Below are 20,049 nucleotides of genomic sequence, written 5' to 3'. Positions count from 1 at the left end.
AAAATACTGCCGTGTTAGGCTTATCGGCGCATCGCTTGCTGGCTAGGTTACAGCGTCTCTCATTAGAGGCTGTAACGCTAAGCTTGTTATGGTGAGACTGTTATGGAGAGATAGTTATCACTTGCCAGTGTGGTAGCTTCTCATTTAGATCCGGGATGATTTTATCGGCATCGCCACGCAAAACAATAACGGGATTACCTTCAAAAACATGGTTAGCCATGGTTGTTATTGCTTTTGGTGTCAGTGAGTTAAGGGTTTCATGTTGTAATTGCTCAAAGCTAGCCGTTCTACCTAAAAGTAAGTTATTAATATAACGGCTTTCTTTGCCGTATTTATGGTCGCTTGCCAGTTGTTGTTTACCCATTAAGTAAGTGATCACTGCATTAATTTCAGTCTGTTGAGCTGCTTGTTCTTTTAACAACTGAGTATGATCGATTATTCCTTTTAGGAATGCGCCAGAATTCTCTAATGAAGTGCTGCCATAAAAATACAGGTATTGACTTAATGGTGCATCGACACACCGACCGTAAATACCATATGTGAGCCCACGTGTTTCACGTAAATCATAAAATAGCCGCCCTGAATAACTTCGACCGAGTAATGCTGCGATGGTTTTGCAATCGGTACTATTTTGATTGTGATTTGTGGTGTTGACCAGATCAGGTTTTGCTAACACAAAGCCCACTCGAGCTTGGGTTTGAACAGTATCTTTAGCGTCAATGATAAGAATTGTCTGTGTTGATTGTTTTGTGGCTGAACCATTGCTGTTGGTAATGATATTTGGTTGTACTTCAGTCAAATTAGGCTGAGTTGTGGCTAACCAAGTTGGCACAAAAATATCAGAGCTGGTTATGGTTGCGTTTTGCTTGTTGGCAGAGCTAGTTGAAGTGCTACTCGAAAGGTTATTCAATTGACTATTCAATGGGCTATTCAATTGACTATCCAATGGGCTATTCAAAGAGCTCTGAGCAACACCATGTGTAGCCGAAGTTATTGGAGATGGGATAAATAAATGCCATTGAAGTTGCTGACGTATTTTGTTGTGTAAAGATTGCAGTGTCGTGTTATCTAGCTCATTGATTGCTGACTGATTGCGAACATTGAGATTGTAAGGGTGCTGTTGTCCTAATAGCTGCTGGCGAAATGTCGAGTCGATTTCAGAACCAGTAAAAGCACCAATGTGTTTATTAAGTTTCAAGTTGCGTTTGACGGTTGCAATATTGATGTCGCTTAGCGCACCTTTTTCCCAAAACTGCCAGAGCTGTTGCTGCAATTGTTGATCGGTTGCGCTGCATTCAATGGTCATTCCTACGCTATGAAGACTGGCTCTTATCTTAATGCTGCTCAAGCAGCTTGCCATTTGTGGTGAGTAGGCGGTTGTATTGGCCATTTCTTCAAGTTTTTGCTTGAAAGCTTCAACTAAAATATCGGGGTGAGTTATTGGTTGCTGGGCTGAAATGCCGATTAAGTATAGTCGATTTAACCCAGAGTCATTAACCTCACTTGATGGCCACTGATGAGCGTGAAACTGCTTTGTTAAGGTTATGGTGTGCGGTAACTGATAAGCAACTGGTTTTATAGCTTTAGATTGTGCTTGTTGAGTAGCGGCCAATAACTGGGATAAATCGGTTGACGTATTACTAGCAGAGGTGTGGTTTTTTGGAACGTCAAATGACGGAATGTTCGGCGCTTGCGCTTCTGTAAAATGAATGGGTGAGTGCTGACAACCTAATGTCATTAATGCCAACATTATCATGCTGCTGATAATAATGAGTTTGGGATGTTTGTTTTTTTGTATCAACATTATAGCGCCCAGCCTTCTAGCGTCTCAGCCATTCCTTGGGGTAATACTTCAAGTACGCTTTTAGCCCATCGAATGTACCAAGGTGGTAGCAAGTCCACTCGAACTGTTTTATCAATAAAATACGCTTGGGTAACTCGCGATATATCATCAGGAAGTACTGCTTGAATACGCTGCCATGGCTGCGTTAATGGAGCATATTTATCTCTATTGGCTGTATTTGATAAGTGTTTAGCAAGTGTTTGCGAGTGCGAAAACTGCTGTAACTGTTGAGATAGTGCTAATGTTTTAAGTTCACATAATTGTTGCTCTGTCATCCCATTGGTCATGATGTCGGCAAATAGTGAATCAGTTAATTTCTGTAGCTCATTCAGTGAGGTGTTTGCCCGCGGGACGAGAACCAAATTGGTGACGCCGTTATTCTCCATTGTTAACGGAATTGAATAACTGAGCATGTGAGATGGCGATGCTAATGTTTGCTTAGCGAGAGCGCTGCGTAGGTTTTGAAATAAATATCCTTGCAGTAAAGAAATAGCTTCATAATCAGCATGCTCTCTTCCAACAGTATGCCAAGCCATAAGGATTGCTGGCCATGGACCACGCTCATCGACGATTTCTGTTTGAATAGCTTTGGCATTAATACTGAGTTGTTCGAAGTTATCATGAGGAATATTTGGTGATGTCCAGCCTGAAAAGTGCTGCTTTACAAGGGCAAGACTGTCCTCTTCTAAATGGCCTACTAAGGATAATTGCATTGCGTCAGGGCGATAGTAACGTTGATGAAATGTCTGTAATGCTGTGGCTGTAGCACTGGTGACGTCCTGTTTACTGCCAATAATCGCATGTGCATAGGGACTGCCTTTTACTTGCGATAATAAAAACTCCATAGCGGGACGTATGTAGGGTTGATTATCAATGCTGGTTGCCATTTCCTCTAAGACAGCACCTTGTTGATTGTTGACTGTTTCAGCTGATAACACTGGGTTAATAAAGCGATCAGCCTCTAAAAATAAACTTAAAGCCAAGGCTTGAGCTGGGATAGTGGCGTAGTAATTGGTGTAATCAAAATGGGTACTGGCATTAAACTGAGCTCCTATTGCACTCATGGTTCTTGGGTAGCTATCTGCCGGTGCATTAAGGCTGCCTTTAAACAGAAGGTGCTCAAATAAGTGTGCATAACCTGATTGTCCACTGGGTTCGTTCCTAGAACCAACATTAAATTGACTGGCAATGGAGACAGTGGCCTGTTCGGGTCTGTGTACTTGTCTCAATATCAATCCGTTATCGAGCTCTGTTAGCGCTATTTGGTTTTCAATATGTTGTAGTTGGTTGATTTGCGACTGAAGCAGACATTGGGAGTTGGCTTGCAGTTGAGGGCTGAGCACGACACTGATAAAAGACATCCCATAAGCAATATATTGTTTAAAACTCGAGCGCTTAGGCGGAATGAAGTCAGGTTGTGTCACTATGTCACCAGCATATTCGTAAATGATGTTGATTAGATTACTTTTATAGCGCTTGTTACTCAAGTTTACTTATTAAGGTGGGGAAATAGCAAAAAGCCCAAACGCACTTGAGTGGCACTTGGGCTTTAATCGAAATTACTAGTGTTATTCAGCGCTTAATCACTATTGTTGTTCACACTAACTGTTTAATAACCGTATCTAATCAGAGTTTTTTGGGCTCAATTGTTGCTCATTATGAGCTTGTTGAGCGGTATTGATGCGGGTCGGAATACCAGTACGTTGCTCTAATAAGCGTTTAAGCGTAAATGAATCGGTATCAGCATGCGCCACAATCGCAGTAATTTGTTTGTTTAGGGTTAAAGGGAGTTGCTCATTTGACTCAAACTGCTCAATGGTTTCAGACAGTGGTTGATGAACTTCTAAATAACGATTTCCGTCAGGTTCAACAGTAGCCTTAATCGGTTGGTTAACAAACTCGACTCGTGTGCCTACAGGTACGCTATTAAACAGGTGCTCGATGTCATCTTCTCGAAGTCTGACACAGCCTTGGCTGACTCTCAGGCCAATGCCGAACGAGGCATTAGTGCCATGGACAGCGAATAAATTACCAACGTAGAGCGCAAAAAGCCCCATTGGGTTATCTGGCCCAGCTGGCCAAACATCGGGTAACTCAACGCCTTTTGCTGCGTATATTTCACGTGTTTTTTGAGTAGGAGTCCATGTCGGATTCGCACGCTTGCGGTATACTTGAGTGACCCAATTCTCTGGTGTATCTCGTCCAACTTGACCTATGCCTATAGGTAATACTTCAACAGTGTTGGTCCCTTTAGGGTAGTAATATAAACGCATTTCAGCGCTATTAATCACAATTCCTTTACGAGGCGCATCTGGCAAAATTAACTGATGAGGAATAACCAGTGTGCTACCAGGCTTAGGTAGATATGGGTCGACACCAGGGTTGGCTTCCATCATGTTGCTCAAGCCTAACTGAAACTCAGCAGCAATGGCTTCTAGGGTAAGTTTACCCTCTGGAACCACGTAATACTGGTTTTCACCAATTAATCGACTTTCTTTAGCTGGCAGACGGTATTCAACAGCTGCAGCATTGAGACTCGTTAATAAGGCTGATATAGCAATTAAACTGACGCAAAACGACTTAATCATATGGGCGACGGATTCCTAATTTTGTTTACAGTGGTCAATTATTATTAAGTATTAATTTTATACCAAATATATATTAACTAATACTTAATAATTAACCCTTAAAGGGTAACAAGTTTGGCATCCTTGATCATTCTTATACTGATTTCAAGCTAGGTAGTGTTTGAAATCAGTTTTACCCTTACGTTTCTTTTGAATATTAATCACTGATTAAATCCTTTTTTATTTTATGAGTGATTAATCTTTAATTATTTTACTTAAAAGCCTTCCGAGTTTTTATTGATATAAGGAAGGGGTTTCTTTAGTCGGTCTAGTTTTGAATCTTCTATGTAACCACATGTATTGGCTACGGTTTCTATCAATAATACTTTCAATGATCTTGTTACCACGAATCGCATCTTCGAGTTCATTCTCACCAGGGAAATTATCTAGTGGCGGCATGATTTCCATGTGATAACCGCTATCGTCAGCGTTTCGTTCAACGAAAAAAGGCAATACCTTGGCTTTACCAAGTTTAGCTAGGGTCGTTGCACCAGTAATTGTGGCGGCATCTGGTACTGCGTAAAGCGGAATAAATACCGCACTAGAGCGACCAAAGTCTTGATCTGCTGTATACCAAATCACATCGGGATTTCGCAGGCTTCTGACCATATTACGAAGATCACGTTTAGGTACAAGACCTTTATTCGAACGTAAGCGGCCATTGACCTGTAAGTACTCCATCACAGGGTTATCATGCGGGCGATAAACCCCAATTCCTGGCTGGAATTGGCCAAACATTCTTGCGCCCATTTCTAATGGTAAACAGTGCACTGCAAACAAGATGACACCATTGCCATTATCTAAGGTGTCACGCACGTGCTGATCGCCTTTCATGGTCATATGACGTTGCACTTTATCATTAGACCACCACCATGCGTTGATGGTATCAAATAAGGCTTTGCCGGTTTCTTCAAAGTTGCGTGTTAATAAAGCTGCTCTTTCTTGCTCTGGCATATCAGGAAAACACAAACTTAAATTTCGCTCTGCTGTGTGCTTTCTACTGCCAGCAAATTTCAACACTAAACGGCCTAACCCTTTACCCATTGCCATTTGCCAACGCAAAGGTAATAGTTGAGTTAGCCTCATTAATCCAACACCTAACCATAGTGGCCAATGTTTAGGATGTAATAAATGAGAACCAAATTGCGCTTTTTCTACCACGGAACACTCACTTTTAAATCAAATTAGTTTCTATTCTAACTTAATTTTATAGCAAAATTAGGTACAATCACCGTTTAATGTCAGCAAAAGAAAAAGTTTACTATGAAGGTATCTCTCCCAGCATTCGAAAAAGCCCGTGTACTAGTTGTCGGTGATGTCATGCTTGACCGCTATTGGGTAGGGCCTACAGGGCGAATTTCACCAGAAGCGCCTGTGCCAGTAGTTAACATTAAAGACATAGAAGACCGTCCAGGTGGTGCTGCTAACGTGGCATTGAATATTGCCGCATTAGGTGGTCAAGTTCAGCTTGCAGGCATTGTTGGTGCCGATGAAACAGCTCAAGCATTGACCGTAGGTGTTCAAGCTCAAGGTGTAGAACCTCGTTGGTTAACTGTTGCCGACAAACCAACTATCACTAAATTACGTATTTTTTCACGTAACCAACAATTAATTCGCCTAGATTTTGAAGAGAAATATAGTCGCGCTGACAGTGATAACTTATTAAACACCAGTGAACCCATCTTAGATAATGTCGATGTATTGGTTTTGTCCGATTATGCTAAAGGCGCAATTGATTCCCCTGTTGATTTTATTGCCAAAGCACGTGCTAAAGGCGTGACCGTATTAGTTGACCCGAAAGGCAGTGATTTTTCTCGTTATCGAGGCGCATCATTATTGACGCCAAACATGAGCGAATTTGAAGCCGTGGTCGGCCCTGTCGTAGATGAGGCGGATTTAATTGCCAAAGCTAAAGGCTTAATTGAACAATTTGAGCTAGGGGCTATTCTAGTCACTCGTTCAGAAAAAGGCATGACGTTAATTAGCCAAGATGAAGCTGAACTACATATCCCTACGGTTGCCCGTGAAGTTTATGATGTGACTGGCGCAGGCGATACAGTGATTTCTGCGTTAGCCAGTTCATTAGCTGCCGGCAGTTCAATGGCACAAGCTTGTTCTATTGCCAATATGGCTGCAGGTGTTGTGGTTGCAAAATTAGGTACTGCAACGGTAAGCCGAATTGAATTGATTGAAGCACTTGCATTAAATCAAGGCGAGTCGGGCTTTGGTGTGGTCTCAGAAGATCAGTTAATGTATGCCCTTGAGCAAGCGAGACTACGTGGTGAAAAAGTGGTCATGACCAATGGTTGTTTTGATATTTTACATGCTGGGCATGTGAGTTATTTACAACAAGCCAAAGCTTTAGGCGATCGTTTAATTGTAGCCGTGAATGACGATGCTTCAGTTAAACGCTTAAAAGGTGAGGGAAGACCTGTCAACCAAGAGGACCGCCGTATGGCAGTGCTTGCAGGTTTAGCGTCTGTTGATTGGGTGATTCCGTTTAGTGAGGACACACCACAACGTGTCATTAGTCGTTTATTACCTGATGCGTTGGTTAAAGGCGGTGATTATAAAGTCGAAGAGATTGCTGGCGGAGCTGAAGTTATGGCAGCTGGTGGCACGGTTGAAATCTTAGGGTTTGAAGATGGCGTATCAACCACAGCTATAATCGAAAATATTATGGCTAAAAAGTAGTGAAATTTCTGGCCCTGATTATTGGGCTTAGTTTTTTCAGTGCTATTATTGTTGGCGTTAGTCCTAAACAGGCTAACGCTAGCTCATTAATTCGTGAGAGCCATAATCGTTTCAATCCCCTTTCTTACCCCAGTTATTCTTCTCTATATTCAATCGGCCAAATACATCAACTTACTGATAAACAGGCACTTATTTGTCCAATTGCTCATTATGTTTCTTGCATAAAGCAGCTACCCGCGAGAGTGTCTGCACAATTGCCTTTACGTCAGTCGGTATCACAAAGCTTGGGTCTTAAAACTGCGATGGTAATGCCAGTTGTTGATCAAAATATTGCAGGTATCGTGGTGATAAATGACAAGCTGCCAGTGGTTAATCAAAGTGTGGCACTCAACGGTCAAGCGTATCAATTTAACCTTGAGCAACAAACTCAACTTACTTTGTGGCATGAGCTAGGGCACCTTGAAAATATTTCGCTGCAAGAGAGTCATTCATTGCAGCCATTAACCCCTTACCAGCACGAATGGCTTGCTGATTACTACTTAGCGTGGCGCTTAGCTCAAGAGTCTGGAAGTGTGTCACTGATTTGGCAGCAGTTGCATAGGCGCAATATTGCTGTGATGAATACCACTGGTAATATTGGCCATTGGAGCTCTCCACAATTATTGTGGCTACTAAATCGCTATGAAGTTGATGATATTATTGCTTTTGAACAATATGCTGACTTCTTCGCTGATGCTTATCCCCACGCGCCGCAAATCAATGACACCGAAATGGATGAAATATCAAGCCTGATGCAACGCACATTTGGTCGTGGCGCCGTTCAAACTTTGCCGCATTATATGTTTTGGCAACAGCAGCGTTTAATTGAAGTATTACATCCGACGTTAGTGCACCTGATGGGAGCGGAACTTGCTAATGCGTGGCTTATTCAGCAGTTCTCAGAAGCCGAAAAGGTTATAAGCACTGATGAGTAAAACTGTCAGGTTTGAACCATGATGAAAATGTTTCAGTTAGCGTAGACTGTTGTCATGAATATTTACATTTCAATCTGAAACGCAATTGAATAGTGTTTACCGCTAGCTAAATTATTAAAAGCCTTATTATTGACTGACGCAGTGGCTATTTCTGTAAGATTAATTGGTGATATGTTTGCTCTTTAGCCAATGTTAAAATCCATAGTTAAAGTGCGTGTTAATAAATTGTACTTTTTAAAAAGACAAGCTAGATAAACATTTGATAGGCTATGCAAAATTTCATTTCATTGAGGTAGTTACTAGAAATAGTAACGATATTTTTGTATGGCAAAGCGTTCTAGAATCGATACTGAAATCACCATAAAATTGATTTTAGATGAGGCGTTTGAGCAAATCCTGACAATTGGGTTTGAAAACATGTCTTATACATCGTTATCAAATGCTACAGGTATCAGCCGTACAGGAATTAGCCATCATTTTCCCCGAAAGGCAGACTTTCTTTCGTGTTTAGATTCACGTATTTCAGCTCGTTTTTGCGAAGGGTTAGATTTTAGTTCTGTGCAATTACTTGAGTCTTCATGGCGACATTTTATTAGTCAAGATCACGCTAAAGCCGTCCTTAAATTGTTTTTTAGTTTGTGTGCTTCTAACCAGCAAATTCAGGGGCGCTTCAACACAGTTAACGATATTCGTTATAAAGCGCTGATGAGATTAGGTGATGAAGGTGGCTTTTGCATTGATAGGTTAATTGGTCAAAGCGCTGTGACCATGTTTAGTGCCCAAACTGAAGAAGCTGTAGCGGCTTAAAACCTCACAAAGGCTCGTCATTGTCTTTTCCCTGCGCCATAAAGCTGCGCAGGGTAGGTCATCAAAAAACTTAGAAATGCCACTGTACATAGATGGTGTTGTAGTTACTGCCACCTTTAATGCGCCCGAAAGCTGAGCTTGTTTCGAAAATTCCTGAACGATGATGAATACTGTAACCTAGCCATGCATTTTGTAATGGCGCATGGTTAAATACATCGCCTAGATTGACGTCAAATGAGAAGTCTAAATAATTAAGTAACTTTGATGGTCGGTAATCTTTTTCATCTAACTCACTGCCTTCAATGTAGGTGACATCAGACACATAAGACAAGCCTTCTGCAACACCAAGGCGGAAGCGCCAGCCTAAATCAAAGGTATAGAATGCCTTAACTCCGATGACACCTTCAGCTAAATTGTCTTGCACTTCAGAGTCATGATGCCAAACACCACCCGCAGTAAAATAAAGATCAATTGGGAGTGTGAATAAATTGTCTGTTAAGGGTATGCCATAAAATAACGACGTCATTTGGTTGTTATAACGGTCACCTTTTGCATTGCCTGTTAGGATATCATTTAAGTTTGAAGGCGTGGCCCAACCGTGCGCGACCCTTAAAAACTCACCACTTTCCTTAGGTATTGGGTTGGTATTAGGTCGTTTAGCATCGGGGTAAAAACCAAAACCGAAGAAGGATTCTAATTGATATTGGTTTTCGATTGTCGGTAAATCATAAATATCATCTTCAAGGCGCGTGACGCCAAAGTTGGCAAGCAAGTATAGGTTACTGGCAAGGTGGTAACGGGTATTTAACCCTGCAGAAAACGCTAGACCTGCACCAGGATCAATTTGATCTAGCCCGTAATAGTGCTCATTAAATGAATCACCTTTCCATTGAAATTCTGCATATGGGTTTAATTGCCAATCACCCGCCGTCCAGTGATATTGTGTTCGAGTATAGGCGTAATAGCGTTTATCTCCATCACTTAAAAAGGCAACATCTGCTTCTAGTCCATTTTTTTGAAAGCGATATTGCACACCAAAATCAAACGCATCTGATTGAGTTTGATTTTGATATTCTTGAGGAATATCGACAAAACGAAATCGCGTATATAAATTGACTTGATGTTCTTGATGACTCCACAAATGGACACCGGCTTCTAAACCATCAATAAAAAAGTAATCATTTTCAAACTCGATTAATGGCATGACATCCGTAACAACATCTGCTTCAGTTGCGTAAGGAATATCAGCGCGACGCATGCCAATGCCGACTCCCCATGTTGAAGGAAAGTATTTTTCTGACTCGCTTTCTTGTGTCTTGCTCGTTTGAGTTGTATTTGACGTAGATGTAGCCGTTGAAGGGCTATTATCACTGGCATAAGACATTAAAGGGCTAGTGCATAATAAGATCGCACATAAGCGAGAGAAGTTAGACATAGTTCTTTAATACCAATAATGGAGTAATGTACTTTACAAACCACTTACAAATTGTTTAGTGGCTAACAGATGTATTTTATTGAATATTAGTGGATTATAGCATGACGTTTTTTAAAGTAATCAGTCCCCGGCTTTTTTTGTAGCAAACTGTTAACTTCTTTTGTTACTGATGAAATTGATTAGCGAATCGATTGAATAAGGGTTTTGGGTTGTTGCCAAAAAGAATAGTTATGTTTTCCTGCTTGTTTAATGCCGTACATGGCATTATCAGCTTGCTCACAAACTTCAGCAAAAGTGTCGTGTTTTGCAAAGCAACTAATGCCGATACTTAAGCCTAATGATACCGACTTTTCTTCTATAGTGACGTTCTGCTTGTAATGATTCACTAATGACCCTGCCAAAATACTAATGAGTTCATATTCTGAAATCGCTGTGATAATGACAAACTCATCTCCACCAATTCTAGCAATGCTCACTTGTTTACTCGCTAATAGCTTATCAGCATAGTGTTGCAGAGTTTGGCTGATATTGATTAGTGCTAGGTCACCAAATCGGTGGCCATGATGATCATTGATCATTTTAAAATTATCAACGTCAATAAATAACAAGGTTCCAGAGTCAAAGTTGGCATCGTGTTGTAAGGATTTGAACGCTTTTTTAGCTGCGTTTCGATTGAGTAAATCAGTAAGCGGATCGCGATGCGCCAGTCTGGCTAAATCGAGTTGGTAACGTTTTTCTTGGGTGATATCGATGTGGGTGCCGAGGATTTTTAACGGTTTACCATCTGATGTGTATTCTACAATTCTGCCACGATCAGAAACCCATCGTACGCTTCCATCTTTGTGGATCATTCGATGTACGGCTTGGTACACGTCTTCTTTGCCTTCAATATGATCTTCAAAAGCTTTAATGACCCAGTCTTTATCATCTGGATGCAAACTTCCTTTCCAACTTTCCATATTCGCGGCATATTCTTCACGGGTGTAACCCAGTAATGACCCCCACTCTTGATTATAGATAAGTAAATCACCAGAAGGGACGTGTTGCTCCCACAAACACAACCCTGTGCCGTCAAGCGTTGCTGAAAGCTGCTGTTGCAAGTGAATGTTATGTTGTTTTAGGGCTTCATTCTCGCGCGTTAACCGCTCTATTTCTGCTGCTAATGCACTGAGCTGCGAAGCTTGGGTATCCATATGGGTCAATCATCCGTGTTCGTCAGAAAAGAACTCAATCTACTTTTGTACTTTTTTTAGCCTAAATAGTCAATTGTGTAATTTTGTAAGCTAAAGATTGATGAATCGATAATGCTATCGCATTTATTGTACTCTTCAAGGTGTGTGTTTTAGGTGTTTTATTGAGCATGTTGAAAATAACTCAGGATAATAATGGCTTATAAACTGTCTTAATCTAAGGTTTCGGGGGTGGAGTGTCCTTGTTGGCAAGTATTTAACGAATTAAAGCGAATGAGTTTTACTGTTATTGTTTTAGGAAATACTCATTTATTGTCGTTAATTTAAGCTTTGATTTTATTTCAGCCATAAAAAAAGGCCACATCGTGGCCTTTTTATAAGAGAGGTTGGTTAATCCGCTTCTTTTAAGCTCGCTGTTAACTCAACGATGCCTTTTTTACCATCGCCGAATAACATTAATGAGTTATCCATAGCGAACAGTGGGTTAGGTAATCCAGCGAAACCTGGACTTAATGAACGCTTAATTACTACAACGGTTCTGGCTTTATCAACGTTTAGAATCGGCATGCCATAAATCGGGCTTCCTTTATCTTCACGCGCCATAGGGTTGGTGACGTCGTTTGCACCGATGACGATGGCCACATCAGTTTGTTCAAACTGTGGGTTAATTTCGTCCATTTCGATTAGCTGATCGTAAGGTACTTCAGCTTCTGCAAGCAATACGTTCATGTGACCAGGCATTCGGCCAGCAACTGGGTGAATAGCATACTTCACATCGGTTCCGCGGCTTTGGAGAACATTGGCAAGTTCTCTTACAGCATGCTGTGCTTGCGCCATAGCTAGGCCGTAGCCAGGGACAATGACCACACGCTCAGCCGTTTCTAACATCATGGCGATTTCATCTGGCGAAGTTGATTTGACTTTACCTGCGTAGATTTCATCTGCATCAACTTTTTCACCGCCTTCAGCCATGACACCAAATAACACGTTAAACAATGAACGGTTCATTGCTTTACACATAATTTGAGTCAAGATGATGCCAGAAGCACCGACTAAAGAACCTGACACAATCAATACTGTATTACCGGTGATGAAACCGGTTGTGGCAGCAGCAATACCAGAGTAAGAGTTCAATAGTGCAATGACGACTGGCATATCTGCGCCGCCAATAGGAACAACAAGCAGCACACCTAGCACAACCGCAACAGCAACTAATGCATACATTAAACTAGTGTTAGTTGGGTCCATTACAATGGCAACAGCGAGCGCAAGTGCACTGATCAGCAAGATGACATTTAATGGTTTATTACCTGGGACTTTAATTGGGTTACCCGAAATCAGTTCTTGTAACTTTGCAAAAGCGACAAATGAGCCCGACAGGGTGACAGAGCCAATAATAATTGTTGCACCAATTGAAATTAGTGCCACGGTATTGGTCGCTGCTGCAGGGTCTAGGAAGCTTGCCGCAGCGATTGCTAGCGAGGCACCACCACCAAAACCATTCAGTAAAGCAACCATTTGAGGCATGTCAGTGACTTTAATTTTAGTTGCCATCACTGCGCCGATTGTTCCACCTAATAACACCCCTGCGATGATCCACTCATAGCTAAGAATGCTTTGATCAAATAAGGTGACTACAACGGCAATAAACATCCCCATTGCCGAGAGCTGATTACCACGTACTGCAGTACGTGGTTTAGTTAACCCTTTAATACCTAAGATAAATAAGACTGCGGCAACAAGGTAAGCTAAATATATAAATGTTGTCATTGAGTCTATTTCCTTTTGAACATGGCAAGCATACGGTTAGTGACCATATAGCCGCCTACCACGTTAATTGTTGCTAATACCACGGCAATAAAACCAAGGACATTAACCATAATTCCTGCCCCAGAACCAGCAGAAAGTAACGCACCAACTAAAGAGATACCAGAAATGGCATTGGAACCTGACATTAAAGGAGTATGTAAGGTTGGTGGCACTTTAGTGATGAGTTCTACACCTAAAAATACTGCGACGACGAATAGTGTCAGTAAAAGCAATAGTGTCATATCCATTATGCTGTCTCCTCAGACGGTGACTCAGGCGCTGTGAGTGGAGCTAAATTCAGTAACTCTCTCAGGCGAGCGCTACTCACATCATTACCATGAGCAACAACCGTATCTCGTACAATTTCATCTTCAAAATCAAGAACCAATTCACCTTCATTATTAATCAGTAAATTCAGTAGGTTCTCAACGTTTTTGCCGTACATTTGACTCGCATGATTTGCCGCAGTGCTTGGTACATTTGAAGGGCCTAAAATCATTACGCCGTTATGCATAATCACTTCATCAACCTGGGTTAACTCGCAGTTACCACCACTTTCAGCGGCGAGATCTACAATGATAGTTCCACTTTTCATGCCATCGACCATTTCTTTAGTGATGAGCACAGGGGCTTTACGACCAGGAATGGCAGCTGTGGTGATGACGATATCTTGCTGGGCAAGTACATTAGCCATGGCTTGTTGCTGACGTTTTAAGAAGTCATCACTTTGCTCTGTGGCATACCCGCCTTTGGTTTCAGTGTTTTCTGCTTCGATATCCAGCTCAACAGGCTTTGCTCCAACAGAGATAATTTGCTCTCTAGCTGCAGGGCGAATATCGTAAGCTTCTACAACTGCACCTAAACGTTTTGCCGTCGCACAAGCTTGAAGACCTGCCACGCCCACACCCATAATGAATGCACGAGACGGCTTTAATGTGCCTGCTGCTGTCATCATCATAGGGAATAAACGCGGCGCTTTATGGGCTGCAAGTAATACAGCTTTGTAACCTGAAATGGTTGCCATTGATGATAATACATCCATGCTTTGAGCACGGGTAATACGTGGGATCAGTTCAAGTGCGATTGCACTGCCACCTGTATTTGCAATCGTTTGGGCGTTTTGTGGATTTACCAGTGGATCCATCATCCCTATAACCAATTGATGTGGTTTTAATACCGCACGAATTTCATCAAATTGATCACCCTTACAGTTTACCACTGTAATGATATCGGCTTCAGTGAGTAAGGCTTCTCGTGAAGAAGCTATCGTGGCTCCAACCTTGACGTAATCGTCATCGGTAAAGCCTGCTTGTAGTCCAGCGCCTGATTCTACGATCACTTGTAGCTGTTTTTTCATTAAAATGGTCACGTTGGCAGGGATTAACGCAACACGTTGCTCACCTGAGTGACTCTCTTTCGGTAGACCTAATTTCAAAAGGACAACCTCTTAGTTATATGTAGGGAAGGGTCGGGTCGTTTTAGTACTTCATCGTGCTTAACACTGCCATCGCTAACAGTGATGAGTAAGAAACAATTTTAGTACCATAATTTTTAACGTGCATCATTCTGGCAAGTCTTAGGTTTGATACAAGTAAAGAATGCGTGAAATCTCATTTTTACGGAGGTCTGACCTAAAAGTTTGCGCTACACCACACTTTTGTAGCTTAAAAAATCGCCTTTGCATATTCCTTAATGGAATAAAAAAGCAATTTTTATTATTTTTTGGTTGTAAGGATTAGGAGTAGTCTGATGACATTAAACTGTTATAGGGCCATCTTCTAATGTTGTTAAAAGAACTTTCTTCATTTGCTTCACCATTGTCTGAAGGACAAGTGGATAAGCTAAAGCAGCTCACTTCTGAGTTATCTGCGACACAATTAGCTTGGGTAAGTGGCTATTTAGCAGCGACCGCTAATCAAGGACAGGTTGCACAAATACCAGAGGCTGCTCCTGCTCAAACGGTCACAATTTTATATGGTAGCCAAACTGGTAACGGCAAAGGCATCGCAACGACATTGGCTGCGCAAGCTAGTGCAAAAGGTTTTGCTGTTAACCTAGCCTCTATGGCTGACTACAAAGTTCGTCAACTTAAACAAGAAACCATTTTGATTGCTGTGGTTAGCACTCATGGCGAAGGTGAAGCGCCAGATGATGCCATTGAGTTGCATAAATTCTTAGCATCGAAGCGTGCGCCAAAGCTTGAGCAATTGAATTTTTCTGTGCTTGCTTTAGGTGATACCAGTTATGAATTTTTCTGCCAGACAGGTAAGGACTTCAGTGAGCGTTTAACTGCATTAGGCGCCAAAGAGTTATTGCCTATTGTTGAGTGTGATGTGGACTATGAAGACGCTGCTGAAAACTGGCAAGAGCAAGTATTAACTGCCGTTGAACCCTTAGTACAAGCAAGTGGCGCAAGTGTCGTATCAATTGATACTGCAAAATCTTCTGTAGAAAGTGAATACACCAAGCAGCAGCCTTATGAAGCAGAAATACTGGTTAGTCAAAAATTAACCGGACGAGATTCTGATAGAGATGTTCGTCATGTAGAGATTGATTTAGGTGAGTCAGGTATACGTTATGAAGCTGGTGATGCACTAGGTATCTGGTTTACCAATAGCTCAGGTTTAGTCAACGAGGTCATAACGGGCCTTTCGTTAGATGCTAACGCTGAAGTGACAGTAAGCAAGCAAACGCTAACCCTTGAGCAAGCTTTACTTGAAAAGAAAGAACTGACGCAACTTTATCCTGGACTTGTTACCGCATGGGCAGAGTTAGCTGGCAATGGCGCATTAACAGCTATTGCAGCAGATAAAGAACAAACACGACAGTTTGTATTAGGTCATCAACTAGCCGACTTAATTACCCAATATCCAGTGACCATTGATGCTGACAAATTGGTTGCCTTATTGCGTCCTTTAACGCCTCGTTTGTATTCAATTGCTTCTAGCCAAGCTGAAGTTGAAAGTGAAGTGCATTTAACTGTGGCGTTAGTTGAGGATGAAAGAGAAGGACAAACTCGTTTTGGCGGTGCATCTCACTTCTTGGCGTCTGCTGAAGAAGGACAAACAGTTAAGGTTTATGTCGAGCCTAACAAGCACTTTAGATTGCCTGAAAACAATGACACTCCCGTTATTATGGTGGGCCCTGGAACAGGTGTTGCGCCTTTCAGAGCATTTATGCAACAGCGTGCTGCTGACGGTGTTGAAAGCGATAGCTGGTTATTCTTTGGTAATCCGCATTTTGAGCAAGACTTCTTATATCAAGTTGAATGGCAACAATACCTTAAGTCTGGTGAGCTAAGCCGATTAGATGTGGCATTTTCTCGCGACCAAGCTGAAAAAGTATATGTGCAGCATCGTATTGCTGAGCAAGGTGAAACCCTATGGAACTGGTTACAAAATGGTGCCCATTTCTATATTTGTGGTGATGCTGAGCGTATGGCCAAAGATGTTCATCAAGCCTTGATAAACCTTGCAATTGAGCACGGTGGTTTAGATGAAGTTGGTGCCGAAAATTATTTAGAAGAATTACGTAGCGCCAAACGTTATCAAAAAGACGTTTACTAATTGCCATAAAAACATAACAAGATATGCGCTAGAAAGATGAACGCTGGCGTGAGCAAAGCATTGATAGAGGCCACATGATGAGTGAGCAAAAATTAGCAGTAAACGAGTACTTAAAAACCGACAGTGATTATTTACGTGGCACGATTAAAGAAGGTTTAGATACCCAAGTCACGGGATCATTTAGTGATGGCGATCAGCAATTAATTAAGTTTCATGGTTTTTATCAGCAAGATGATCGTGATTTAAGGAATGAGCGTAAAGAGCAAAAGCTAGAGCCTTTATATAGTTTCATGCTGCGTGCTCGTGTGCCAGGTGGTATTTGTTCGCCTGAACAATGGTTAGATGTTGATCGTATTTCATCAACATTAACAACCTCGAATAGTATTCGTTTGACGACACGTCAAACTTTTCAATATCACGGCATTCCTAAGCGTAATTTGAAAACCCTGATCCAAGGTTTAGATAGGGCAGCATTAGATTCGATTGCAGCTTGTGGTGATGTTAACCGTAACGTGATGTGTAACCCAAATCCTGTTGAGTCTAAACTACATCAACAGGCTTATGCTGTAGCAAAAGAATTGTCAGATCATTTATTGCCTCATACTCGTGCTTATGCCGAGATTTGGTTAGATGAAGAAAAGTTATTAGACACTGAAACTAATGAACCTGTTTACGGTAAAACCTACCTACCACGTAAATTCAAAATGGCCGTTGCTGTACCGCCAGATAATGACGTGGACGTGTATACCAACGATTTAGGTTTTGTTGCAGTGGCAGAAGCAGGTGAGCTTGTTGGCTTTAATTTAGTTGCTGGCGGTGGCATGGGCTCAACGCATGGTGAAGTGGAAACGTTCCCAAGATTAGCTGATGATTTTGGATTTATTAAAACTGCAGATGTGATCAAGTTTGCAGAAGCCGTCATGACAGTTCAACGTGATTGGGGTAATCGTGTTAATCGTAAGCGTTCACGTTTAAAGTACACCATAGTTGATCATGGCGTTGCTGAATTTAAAGCTGAAGTTGAAAAACGTGCAGGTGTCAATTTTGAACCAAAACGTGATGTCGTGATTGGCGATCGAGGCGATCGATATGGTTGGGTTAAAGGTGTTGATAATAAATGGCACTTGACCTTATTTATCGAAAGCGGTCGTATTAAAGATGTTGAAGGTCAAACACTACAAACGGGTTTACGTGAAATTGCCAAAATTCATAAAGGCGATTTTAGAATGACATCTAATCAAAATATGATTATTGCTGGTGTTGCAGAAGAAGATAAAGCAGCGATTGAAGATCTTGCTCGCCAACATGGCTTTTTTGGTAAGTTAATCAGTCAGACCCGTGGTCATTCAATTGCCTGTGTTGCTTTGCCTACATGTCCTTTAGCGATGGCGGAAGCTGAGCGTTATTTTCCTGAGTTTATTGACCATATTGATGCTTTACAGACGAAACATGGTATTAGCGAACAAGCCATCGTGGTGCGTATGACAGGCTGCCCTAATGGCTGTGCAAGACCCTTTGCGGCCGAGATTGGTTTAGTTGGCAAAGCTCCTGGGCGATATAACTTATACCTAGGCGCAAGCTTTGAAGGTACGCGATTAAATAAAATGTACAAAGAAAACATTCAAGAAGCTGAGATTTTAGCTGAATTAGATAACTTGTTTGGTTTGTATGTACAAGAGCGTGATGCTGGCGAAACTTTTGGTAACTTTACCGTTCGTCATGGCATCGTGAAAGCAGTGAATGATGCTGCGAAAGATTTTCATGGTTAAGGCTCTAATTGAGTCTTACCAATGAGGGATTAATGATGATTAATCAAAATGAATTGCTTGCGCTACTGACTGCTCCTAAAGAGGAGCAGGCTATTGTATTAGCGCAAGTGAATGATTTTTAGCTGGATTAACAGCACAAGAACGTGTGACTTGGGGCTTAGCACTGTTGCCGGGCGAACATGCATTATCATCTAGCTTTGGTATACAAGCTGCGGTTATGTTGCATATGGTAAGCCAAGCACAAGCCGATATTCCTGTCTTGTTGACTGATACTGGTTATTTGTTTCCTGAAACTTATCAATTTATTGATCAGCTCACAGAACGATTGGAGCTAAATCTTATCGTTTATAAAGCAAGCGAATCGTCTGCTTGGCAAGAAGCGCGTTACGGAAAGCTGTGGGAACAAGGACTTGATGGTTTAGAGAAATACAACCGTATCAATAAAGTTGAGCCTATGCAGCGCGCTTTAAACGAACTCAATGTTGGTACTTGGTTTGCTGGACTTCGTCGCTCACAGGCAAGCACCCGTGAAGCGTTACCTATTTTAGCCATTCACGGAAATCGTTTTAAATTACTGCCGATTATTGAATGGACTAATAAAGACGTGCATGAATATTTAACCAAACATGATTTGCCTTATCATCCTTTATGGGAGCAAGGGTATGTTTCGGTGGGTGATACTCACTCTAGTAAGCCGTTAGAGCTTGGAATGAGCGAAGAAGAAACACGTTTCAACGGTTTAAAGCGTGAGTGTGGTTTACACTACGAAATATAGTTGTGTATTCAAGCGTGATTGACCGACTTAAAATATCAGCATCCGTGCTGATATTTTTTATTTTGCATAAAATCAATGAATAAAATAGTTTGGTTAAGCTTTATTTATCTAGCGTTTAACCTCATTCAATTGGGGTATATTGTTCGCTCAATTAAGACTATTGACTGATTTTATATCTGGTGACATTTTTCGTCAAAAATCGACTTTAAAATTATGCACAAGTTAATTTTATAGTCTAAATTAGAAAGTTCCCGTAGATGGTTTTTGTCGACACTTTAGGTGGGTTGTTGCTCACCCAGTACCTCCAAAAGCCTCACTCGATTTATCGAGTGCCCAGTGATTGGCTTGCTAGCGTAAGTGCAATCGCCTTTGATTTCTCGGTAAGTCACCTTTGGGTGACTTACCGAGAATTTCCCTTCGTTTATCGTTTACTCGATGTCATCGACTTGGCAGCCATTAAACATTTATTGGCAAATATTTTGTAAATGATGGCTTATCCTGCCCGTTTTCTGTGATTCATTAAAAAATAATGCTAAGTTATTGCGCTAGCTATTAAAAAT

15 protein-coding genes and 1 pseudogene are annotated in these 20,049 nt (G+C 41.4%); 7 read left to right on the top strand and 9 right to left on the bottom strand.

Annotation, left to right across the window (positions count from 1 at the left end; all coding sequences use genetic code 11):
* Positions 1–100: 100 nt before the first annotated feature.
* The 4 genes from ACGEDC_RS04525 to ACGEDC_RS04510 all read right to left on the bottom strand — a co-directional run bounded on the left by ACGEDC_RS04525 (position 101) and on the right by ACGEDC_RS04510 (position 5,631).
* A complete protein-coding gene (locus tag ACGEDC_RS04525; protein WP_394496726.1) occupies positions 101–1,804 on the bottom strand; it encodes an insulinase family protein in 1,704 nt (567 codons plus the stop codon).
* Positions 1,804–3,267: a M16 family metallopeptidase gene (locus ACGEDC_RS04520; RefSeq protein ID WP_394496724.1), complete on the bottom strand. Its 1,464-nt coding sequence runs from the start codon at positions 3,265–3,267 to the stop codon at positions 1,804–1,806. Before ACGEDC_RS04520 ends, ACGEDC_RS04525 begins: the two co-directional genes overlap by 1 nt.
* A 198-nt stretch (positions 3,268–3,465) precedes the next feature.
* Positions 3,466–4,431: a L,D-transpeptidase family protein gene (locus tag ACGEDC_RS04515; protein WP_055025121.1), complete on the bottom strand. Its 966-nt coding sequence runs from the start codon at positions 4,429–4,431 to the stop codon at positions 3,466–3,468.
* 273 nt (positions 4,432–4,704) lie between these two features.
* A complete protein-coding gene (locus ACGEDC_RS04510) occupies positions 4,705–5,631 on the bottom strand; it encodes an LpxL/LpxP family Kdo(2)-lipid IV(A) lauroyl/palmitoleoyl acyltransferase (RefSeq protein WP_394496721.1) in 927 nt (308 codons plus the stop codon).
* A 102-nt stretch (positions 5,632–5,733) separates the two neighbouring features.
* Between ACGEDC_RS04510 and hldE the strand changes: the two genes are divergently transcribed.
* The 3 genes from hldE (at position 5,734) to ACGEDC_RS04495 (ending at position 8,945) form a co-directional block, all read left to right on the top strand.
* Positions 5,734–7,164, top strand: coding sequence for a bifunctional D-glycero-beta-D-manno-heptose-7-phosphate kinase/D-glycero-beta-D-manno-heptose 1-phosphate adenylyltransferase HldE (gene hldE, locus ACGEDC_RS04505; protein WP_065109522.1), 1,431 nt, complete (start codon positions 5,734–5,736; stop codon positions 7,162–7,164).
* Positions 7,164–8,138: a hypothetical protein gene (locus ACGEDC_RS04500; RefSeq protein WP_394496718.1), complete on the top strand. Its 975-nt coding sequence runs from the start codon at positions 7,164–7,166 to the stop codon at positions 8,136–8,138. The genes hldE and ACGEDC_RS04500 overlap by 1 nt, the downstream gene beginning before the upstream one ends.
* Positions 8,139–8,462: 324 nt before the next feature.
* Positions 8,463–8,945, top strand: a complete 483-nt coding sequence (locus ACGEDC_RS04495; RefSeq protein WP_055025124.1) for a TetR family transcriptional regulator — start codon at positions 8,463–8,465, stop codon at positions 8,943–8,945.
* A 70-nt stretch (positions 8,946–9,015) separates the two neighbouring features.
* Here the strand turns inward: ACGEDC_RS04495 and ACGEDC_RS04490 are convergent, their stop codons facing one another.
* The 5 genes from ACGEDC_RS04490 to ACGEDC_RS04470 all read right to left on the bottom strand — a co-directional run bounded on the left by ACGEDC_RS04490 (position 9,016) and on the right by ACGEDC_RS04470 (position 14,814).
* A complete protein-coding gene (locus ACGEDC_RS04490; RefSeq protein WP_394496715.1) occupies positions 9,016–10,380 on the bottom strand; it encodes a MipA/OmpV family protein in 1,365 nt (454 codons plus the stop codon).
* A gap of 179 nt (positions 10,381–10,559) precedes the next feature.
* Positions 10,560–11,573 (bottom strand): sensor domain-containing diguanylate cyclase, encoded by a 1,014-nt coding sequence (locus tag ACGEDC_RS04485; protein WP_080916627.1) that lies wholly within the window; start codon positions 11,571–11,573, stop codon positions 10,560–10,562.
* Between the two features lie 387 nt (positions 11,574–11,960).
* Complete coding sequence (locus ACGEDC_RS04480; RefSeq protein WP_055025127.1) at positions 11,961–13,340, bottom strand: NAD(P)(+) transhydrogenase (Re/Si-specific) subunit beta; 1,380 nt, start codon at positions 13,338–13,340, stop codon at positions 11,961–11,963.
* Between the two features lie 5 nt (positions 13,341–13,345).
* Entirely contained in the window at positions 13,346–13,621 is a 276-nt protein-coding gene (locus ACGEDC_RS04475) for an NAD(P) transhydrogenase subunit alpha (RefSeq protein ID WP_055025191.1), read from the bottom strand.
* Between the two features lie 5 nt (positions 13,622–13,626).
* A complete protein-coding gene (locus ACGEDC_RS04470; RefSeq protein ID WP_394496711.1) occupies positions 13,627–14,814 on the bottom strand; it encodes a Re/Si-specific NAD(P)(+) transhydrogenase subunit alpha in 1,188 nt (395 codons plus the stop codon).
* Between the two features lie 346 nt (positions 14,815–15,160).
* Here ACGEDC_RS04470 and ACGEDC_RS04465 point away from each other — a divergent pair, with 346 nt between their 5' ends.
* The 4 genes and pseudogenes from ACGEDC_RS04465 to ACGEDC_RS04450 all read left to right on the top strand — a co-directional run bounded on the left by ACGEDC_RS04465 (position 15,161) and on the right by ACGEDC_RS04450 (position 19,974).
* Positions 15,161–16,945, top strand: coding sequence for an assimilatory sulfite reductase (NADPH) flavoprotein subunit (locus ACGEDC_RS04465; protein WP_394496708.1), 1,785 nt, complete (start codon positions 15,161–15,163; stop codon positions 16,943–16,945).
* 77 nt (positions 16,946–17,022) lie between these two features.
* Positions 17,023–18,714, top strand: a complete 1,692-nt coding sequence (gene cysI, locus ACGEDC_RS04460; protein ID WP_055025192.1) for an assimilatory sulfite reductase (NADPH) hemoprotein subunit — start codon at positions 17,023–17,025, stop codon at positions 18,712–18,714.
* Positions 18,715–18,746: 32 nt separating this feature from the next.
* A pseudogene (locus ACGEDC_RS04455) lies at positions 18,747–19,489 on the top strand (phosphoadenylyl-sulfate reductase).
* Positions 19,490–19,776: 287 nt separating this feature from the next.
* The gene (locus tag ACGEDC_RS04450; RefSeq protein ID WP_394496706.1) at positions 19,777–19,974 is read left to right on the top strand and encodes a hypothetical protein; all 198 of its coding nucleotides are present in this window, start codon (positions 19,777–19,779) and stop codon (positions 19,972–19,974) included.
* The last annotated feature ends 75 nt before the right edge of the window (positions 19,975–20,049 follow it).

The sequence above is a fragment of the Shewanella sp. ENK2 genome, from assembly GCF_043568515.1.
GTDB lineage: Bacteria > Pseudomonadota > Gammaproteobacteria > Enterobacterales > Shewanellaceae > Shewanella > Shewanella japonica.
The sequence above is the reverse complement of the archived record's forward strand: the minus strand, read 5'-3'. Positions and strand labels throughout refer to the sequence as shown.